The following is a 7470-nucleotide window of genomic DNA, read 5'->3' as shown; positions in this document are numbered from 1 at the left end:
TTTTCTATTTTGAAGATTTTGAATGGTCGATTTTTGGTAAAATAATAGGACAAAAGCAACGAGTACATTCGCCAAATAATCATTAAAAACATGGCTCTATTATATAAGTAGGTTGTCTGTTGACAAAAGCAACCCTTAGCTTTTGTTTCAACAACCCATTGAAAGTAATTGAAACACTTAGTTGGTGGTTTCTGTTTCATAAAAGAGACGTGGGATGAAGTGGAATTATTAAAGCATTCTCTTGTAAATTAGGACGATAATACCTATCTTTGCCGAATACATCAGCGTATTATGAAAACCTACTCAAAGGATTCGGCCCAATTATTTGAGGATATTAAGTCAGGAAAGGCAGAAGCGTATGAATATGTCTTTAAGACTTACTATCCCATGCTCAAGGCGTACGCTACAAGATACATCCCTACCGAGGAAGACTTAAATGATATTTTGCAAGACTGTTTCACCAAACTTTGGCTAAACAGAGAGCAATTGAAACCTATTTCTATCTCCTCGCTTCTTTACACCATGGTACGCAATGCGTGCTTAAACTTTATTCGACAGCAACTGATAAGAAACCAACGGTCTATAGATGACTTACCTACCCAACAAGAATCAGAATCTCTTTATAGTTTGTTCTTTCATCATAATCCTGAAGAGGAGTTAGTTTATCAGGAGTTACTTGATGAAATTGATCAAATATTAAACTCTTTACCGCATCAGTCGAAACAGATTTTTTATTTAAGTCGCCAAGAAGGACTGAAGAACCGAGAGATTGCCGAAAGACTTAACATATCGATTAAGACGGTGGAATATCACATTTCCAAAGCCTTAACCATGCTCAAAGCATTTGCCAAAAAGCACCAAGATCTCTCGTTAATGCTATTCATCATGGCGTTGCAATTTGGAATTCAATAGAATAAAAACGTTTTCATTCAATGCAATCATCCGACCCCTTTGAAATTACAAACAATCGCCATTTTTTGTTATCTCTTTCTATTGGTGATGAAAAGGCGTTTGATGAACTATTTGTAAAATATTATCCCAAAGTTCTACAGTTTGTCATGCACTTCAACCATGACAAGAGTGTAGCAGAAGACATCGTACAAGACCTTTTCATGCAATTATGGATTAACCGTACGCACTTTCTTGGAATTAAGAACATTGACAACTATCTCTTTGTATCCGCACGCAATGCTGCCCTTCGCTGTCTGAAAGATTCGCTTACATATAATGAGAATGCAAGAATAATTCCAGAAAGTAATGACATGGAGAATCCTGAAGTACGGTTGTGTTACGAGGAGTTTTACAAACTCCTGATGCAAGAAGTCCAGAAGATGCCTGAACAACGAAGAAAAGTCTTTCTAATGAGCCGTGTGGATGGAATGAGCAACGCAGAGATAGCCGAAAAATTAGGAATTAGTAAGCGAACCGTTGAGAAACACATATCGTTGGGAATTGCATATTTGCGAGAAATATTCTATCTATTTATATTATTAACGTATCTTAACTAAATCTGATTGCGTGCGTTGAGGAAATTCTGACTCTTTATATCAAAACCATTCGTGGAGATTCGATGATATGAGAGTTCTATATCTATTGCTCGGTTTGTTGATAAACCTACCTGTTTTTGGCACAAACCCTAAAGACAGATTACTTGTGCCTGTACCCCATCAAGCGCAATTGGTTTGGCAGAATGCTGAGCTTGCCGCTATCTTTCACTATGACTTGCATGTTTTTGATAGTGTGGCATACAACCAGACCTTAAATAGAATCACGCCAATCCAAGATGTCAATATTTTTAATCCAAACCAGTTAGACACCGACCAATGGATACGATCGGTCAAAGCTATGGGGGCTAAAATAGCTATTATCACAGCAACACACGAGACGGGTTTCGCCATATATCAGTCGGATGCGAATCCTTACTGCATGAAAGTTTTGAAATGGCGCAATGGTAAAGGTGACATAGTGCGCGACTTCGTTCGCTCGTGCCGCAAGTATGGTGTCCTACCTGGTGTTTATATCGGCATACGTTGGAATTCCTTTTTGGGTGTTCATGACTTTATGATGCCAAAGGACGGCAGCCAGTTTCAGGCGAACCGTCAAGTTTTTTATAACCACATGTGCGAAGGTATGACCAAAGAATTGATGTCGCGCTATGGTGACTTAGCCATTGTTTGGTATGACGGAGGTGGACATAGACCCGAGTTGGGAGGTCCAGATATCTTACCTATTGTTGAGAAATATCAAAAGAACATTATCTTCTATCATAATAGTCAGCGTGCCGATATTCGTTGGGGAGGCTCTGAGACGGGTATGGTTCCTTATCCGTGCTGGGGTACTTACCCTTTCCCCTATTCACATTCAAAAAATCAGGCAATAGTGTTCAAATGCGATAACCGGCTGCTCAAGTACGGTGATGCCAATGGGGCATATTATATGCCTGCCATGTCTGACAGCCCTTTGCGAGGTTACAAAGGGAGACATGAATGGTTTTGGGAACCTCATGACGAAGAACACATCTACCCTTTAGACAATTTGATGAAGATGTATGAGAACTCGGTTGGACATAACTCAACCTTAATCATAGGAGTAGCACCCGACAATCGTGGTCTTGTTCCAGATGAAGATGTAAAGCGGTTGAAAGAGTTTGGCGATGAAATCAAACGGCGATACGGTATTCCTTTAGCATCGGTTTCAGGTGTTGGAAGCGTGTTTAGTTTGAATTTCAAGCCTGCGGTCAAGGTCAATGCGGCTGTCATCTCGGAGAATATAACAAAAGGAGAGCGAGTGCGAAGCTACAAAATAGAAGGAAAAATAAAAGGAAAATGGCGAATTCTATCTTCTGGAACATGTATAGGTCACAAGAAGATAGATACATGGGAGCCTCAGAATGTATCGACATTGCGGCTATATATAAAGATGTCAGAAGGCAAACCGTACATATCTGCCTTTTCTGCTCATAGATATTAAAGTTTATTATAGGCATAAAAATAAAGGGAATACAAGAAAATAAGTACGATATGAAGATAGACAAATATTTACAGACATTATGGGAAGAAGATGTAAATAAAATACCAGAAGGAGAATTGCATCAAGCACTCGATATTTTTCGGCAAAACCGAACCATTTACAGCCAGTCGGTAAGACGTAGGAGTAGAGTGTCTACCATTTTGAGATATGCTGCTATTTTTATGCTTCCACTGCTGTCTGCTATTTTGGTTTGGCTTTTCTCGGCAAGCTATTATGCGAACGACATGCAATTGGCAGAATACTATGTGCCAAAAGGATGTATAGATAGTCTTGTGTTATCTGATAATACAAAGGTTGTAGTCAATTCGGGGACGACAATTGTCTATCCACACAGTTTCAGTTCGCATGCCAAGGAGCGGAGCGTGTTTGTAAATGGCAGCTGTCATTTTGAAGTTTCCAAGGATGCCAGTCACCCCTTTGTTGTCCATTTGGGAAATGTGAAGGTTCGAGTATTAGGAACACACTTTTCTGTCAACTCATACAGTGATGAAGAGCAGGTTGTGGTAACACTTGAGGAAGGATCTGTCAATGTCTCCGATAGTATCCAAACAATGACGCTTAGTCCTAATGAACAGCTGATATACAGTAGAACAGCTGGAACAATGCACAAACAAATGGTAGATGCAATGGCATATAACTCGTGGGTAAAAGGCGGATTGAATTTCATACAGGAGCCTCTGGAGAAAATCCTGAAGTCGATAGAACGGCGTTATCGTGTTACTATCAGCATAGCAAAGGATGTCGATTCGAAAAGATGCTATACGATGAATTTCAAGAAAGGCGAAACCATAGAACGTATTATGAATGTGTTGACTTTCGTATCAGGAGATATGACTTATACGAAAGATGGTAACAGCATATTCATCTCCAAGCGATGAATGCTGGTCTATCCTGAGATACCAAACGCTTCAGACCTGTGTACGTGATACCGAATTTGCAGTTACAATAATTATAATATCTAAATTAACCTAACAAAACAATGAAAATCAGTATGTACAAAAAGACGACAGCAGTATTAGTCTTGTGTCTGTCAATGTCGATAGGTGCATTTGGTCAAAGCCAAATCATCCATCTTCAACAAAACAAGGCAACTGTGTCCAAGCTTGTAAAAGCTATCGAGAAACAAACTAAGATGTCTGTAGATTTCTCGCAAGAGACTTTGGACCTTCATCGGACAATTAAGATTAGTAGTAAAAGCCTGACCTTGTCAGCATTGCTTGAAGAGATGCTTAGGGGACAAAGCCTAACCTATAAGATTATTGATCGGCATATAGCAATAGTAGAAAGTCAAACGGTTCATAACCTGTCTAGCAATACACACCAGCAGACGGTGTACCAAGTTAAAGGAGTGGTCGTGGACCAGACTGGAGATCCTATTATTGGAGCTACTGTTGTGGAACAGGGGACTGACAATAAGGCAATAACTGATATTGACGGTCATTTCTCGTTGAACACGTCTTCACTTCGTGTCATGCTCAATGTGTCGTACATAGGCTATGAAACCAGTCAAGTAAAGGCGCAATCTGGTCAGCCTTTAACTGTCAGAATGCACGAAAACGCTCAAGCATTGTCAGAAGTGGTAGTTGTGGGCTTTGGCACACAAAGAAAATCCAACATTACAGATGCCATTACAACCGTAGACACGAAAATGCTTGCCGACCGCCCAGTTACTAATCTTAGTCAGTCGCTTCAGGGTACTGTTCCTGGACTGAATATGTCAGTAGGTGGATTTGGAGGACAGTTAGGGCAAAGTATGGGAATTTCTATTCGCGGAACAGGAACAATCTCTACAGGGTCGAAAGCAGCGACACTTGTCTTGATTGATGGTATAGAGGGAAATATGGATGATGTGAATCCCAGCGATATAGAATCTATATCTGTATTGAAGGATGCTGCAGCAAGTTCCATATATGGTTCCCGGGCAGCCTTTGGAGTAGTGCTGATTACAACTAAATCAGGCAGAGCAGACCGAACAAACGTATCGTATACAAGCAATGTACGGTATTATGGCCCAGGCAATCTTCCTGACCCGATGGACGCATGGGAGTTTGCGAATTATTTTAATGAAGGAAGTGTGAATGGCGGAGGCTCACCTATCTTTAATGATGACACGCTTGACCGCATCCAGAAGTATATGAGAGGTGAGATAAAAACGTCTACTATTCCCAATTCAAATGGAAACTGGCAATTCCATGAGAAAGCCAATGACAATGTGAATTGGTGGGACAAGCAATTTAAGTGGTCTTGGGCGCAAGAACATAATCTGAACATCAATGGCGGAAACAGCAAGAACCGCTATTATCTTTCGGCTAATTATCTTGGCCAAGATGGCAACCTGCGATATGGAAAGGACAAGTTCAAGCGTTTGACAACCAATTTCAAATACAATGCAGCTCCATACGAGTGGTTGGAGGTTCAGGTAAACGCAAGATATATCTATAAACAATTGGATAACCCTCTGTACACAGTATTAAACGGTCTTCTCTACCACGATATTTCCCGTATGTGGCCAATGATGCCGTTCAAGGACCCCAATGGGTATTATATGCGTAATGGCAAGTTGAATCAACTTACGAATGGCAGCCGTTCGGAATCATCAACCAACGACGCTTATTTCCAAGGCCAGCTTGTATTTCATCCGTTGAAGAATTGGAATATAACAGCAAATATAGGACTGAGAACCGTTCATCAGTTTGACAAGCAAAATCTGAACAAAGTTTATGAGCACAACGTGAATGGTGACCCTCTTCCATTAGGATACGGAAGCTCGTATGCCACAGGACAGACGGGTGCCATGCAGTATTGGTTGCGTTCGAGTATGGTTACAGCCAACCTTTACACGGATTATTCATTTGACTTCAACAGTCACAAGTTTAAGCTGATGGCGGGATTGAACACCGAGAAGTTCAATAATCGCGATGTGGATTTACAACGAATGGATTTGATAACAGAGCTGGTACCCGAGATAGGGGCTGCTACAGGAGTCGATAAGATACGTGATGCCAGTGCATATTCCTGGGCTACAGCAGGATTCTTTGGGAGATTGAACTATGATTATGAAAATCGTTATTTCTTTACGAGCAATATCCGTTATGACGGCTCTTCACGTTTCTTGAGCAAAGATCGTTGGGGACTGTTTGGCTCCGTATCGGTAGGTTGGAATATAGCAGGCGAGAAATTCTTCAAGGTAGACGACAGAATTATCAGTTTGCTGAAGCCACGCATCTCATGGGGAACGTTAGGAAACCAAAACACAAATTCATATTATCCGTTCTATTTGTTGCAGCAAATTACGGTGAATGGTGGTTCTTGGTTGATGAATGGAAAGAAGCCTACCGTAGCACTTGCGCCTTCTACGGTAAGCACCTCGCTCACGTGGGAAACCGTACGCTCTGTAAATGTTGGATTTGATGTGTCTATGCTGCGTAATCGTCTCAACGTTAATTTTGACTATTATAACCGTAAGACATCCAACATGGTCGGTCCGGCTGGAGAAATCGCATCTGCCTTCGGCACCAAATTGCCTAACAGCAACAATACTGACCTGCATACGCGTGGCTGGGAAATAGCCATGACTTGGCAAGATTATATAGGAAAGGTACGTTATAATATAGGATTGAACTTGTCGGATGCTCGCACATTTATTGATAGATACCCCAATGCCTCAAAATCATTGACCACCTATTATGAAGGTCAAGAGCTGGGAGAGATTTGGGGATATGTTACCCATGGTATTGCAAAAAGCCAAAGCGAAATGGATGCTTGGATAAAAGACAACAAGCCGTCATGGGGTTCTGGTTGGACAGAAGGCGACATCATGTACGAGGATTTGGATGGAGACCACATTGTCAATCAAGGTGCGAATACGTTGGCAAATTCTGGAGACCGGAGAATCATCGGCAACAGTACACCACGCTATCGTTTTGGCGTGAACATGGGATTGAGCTGGAAAGGATTCGACTTCAGCATGTTTTGGCAAGGTGTGGCAAAGCGAGACCTTTGGCTAAGTGGCAACATGTTTTGGGGGTTAAATGGAGGCGAATGGCAATCAACTGGTCTGAAAGAACAGCTGGATTATTATCGCCCTGCGAATACAACATCCGTATTCGGGCCTAATACCGATGCCTATTTCCCAAGAGTGTATATGAACTCAGACAAGAACCAGTATGTACAAACACGCTATCTCAGAAATGGGGCGTATGCACGACTGAAGAATATTCAGCTGGGCTACTCCCTTTCTAAACAGTTGGTGGACAAGGCACATCTGCAGAAAGTTTACCTATATGTGAGTGCAGAAAACCTGTTCACCATCAAGAGCCTTCCCAAGGCGTTTGACCCTGAGACGGCATACTCAAACTACACAGACTCAAATACAGGCAAGACCTACCCCTTGCAGAAAACGATCTCTTTTGGTCTTAATGTGTCATTCTAAAAAACAAG

Annotated in this window: 5 protein-coding genes; all 5 read left to right on the top strand. The window is 41.5% G+C overall.

From position 1 onward, the window contains the following. The first annotated feature begins 291 nt into the window (after nt 1-291). The 5 genes from HMPREF9304_RS00315 to HMPREF9304_RS00295 all read left to right on the top strand — a co-directional run bounded on the left by HMPREF9304_RS00315 (nt 292) and on the right by HMPREF9304_RS00295 (nt 7462). Nucleotides 292-912, top strand: coding sequence for an RNA polymerase sigma-70 factor (locus tag HMPREF9304_RS00315; protein WP_036925537.1), 621 nt, complete (start codon nt 292-294; stop codon nt 910-912). 20 nt (nt 913-932) lie between these two features. Further along, nucleotides 933-1508 carry an RNA polymerase sigma-70 factor gene (locus HMPREF9304_RS00310; RefSeq protein WP_052045785.1) on the top strand — a complete coding sequence of 192 codons (576 nt, stop codon included), beginning with the start codon at nt 933-935 and terminating at the stop codon, nt 1506-1508. Nucleotides 1509-1575: 67 nt separating this feature from the next. Then, entirely contained in the window at nt 1576-2970 is a 1395-nt protein-coding gene (locus HMPREF9304_RS00305; protein ID WP_036925535.1) for an alpha-L-fucosidase, read from the top strand. Nucleotides 2971-3020: 50 nt separating this feature from the next. Next, a complete protein-coding gene (locus HMPREF9304_RS00300; protein ID WP_052045783.1) occupies nt 3021-3908 on the top strand; it encodes a FecR family protein in 888 nt (295 codons plus the stop codon). 101 nt (nt 3909-4009) lie between these two features. Beyond that, on the top strand, nt 4010-7462 hold the full coding sequence (locus HMPREF9304_RS00295; protein ID WP_231564423.1) for a TonB-dependent receptor: 3453 nt from the start codon (nt 4010-4012) through the stop codon (nt 7460-7462). The last annotated feature ends 8 nt before the right edge of the window (nt 7463-7470 follow it).

The organism is Hoylesella timonensis S9-PR14, from assembly GCF_000762405.1.
In the GTDB taxonomy this organism is placed as follows: Bacteria; Bacteroidota; Bacteroidia; order Bacteroidales; family Bacteroidaceae; genus Prevotella; species Prevotella timonensis_A.
The sequence above is the reverse complement of the archived record's forward strand: the minus strand, read 5'-3'. Positions and strand labels throughout refer to the sequence as shown.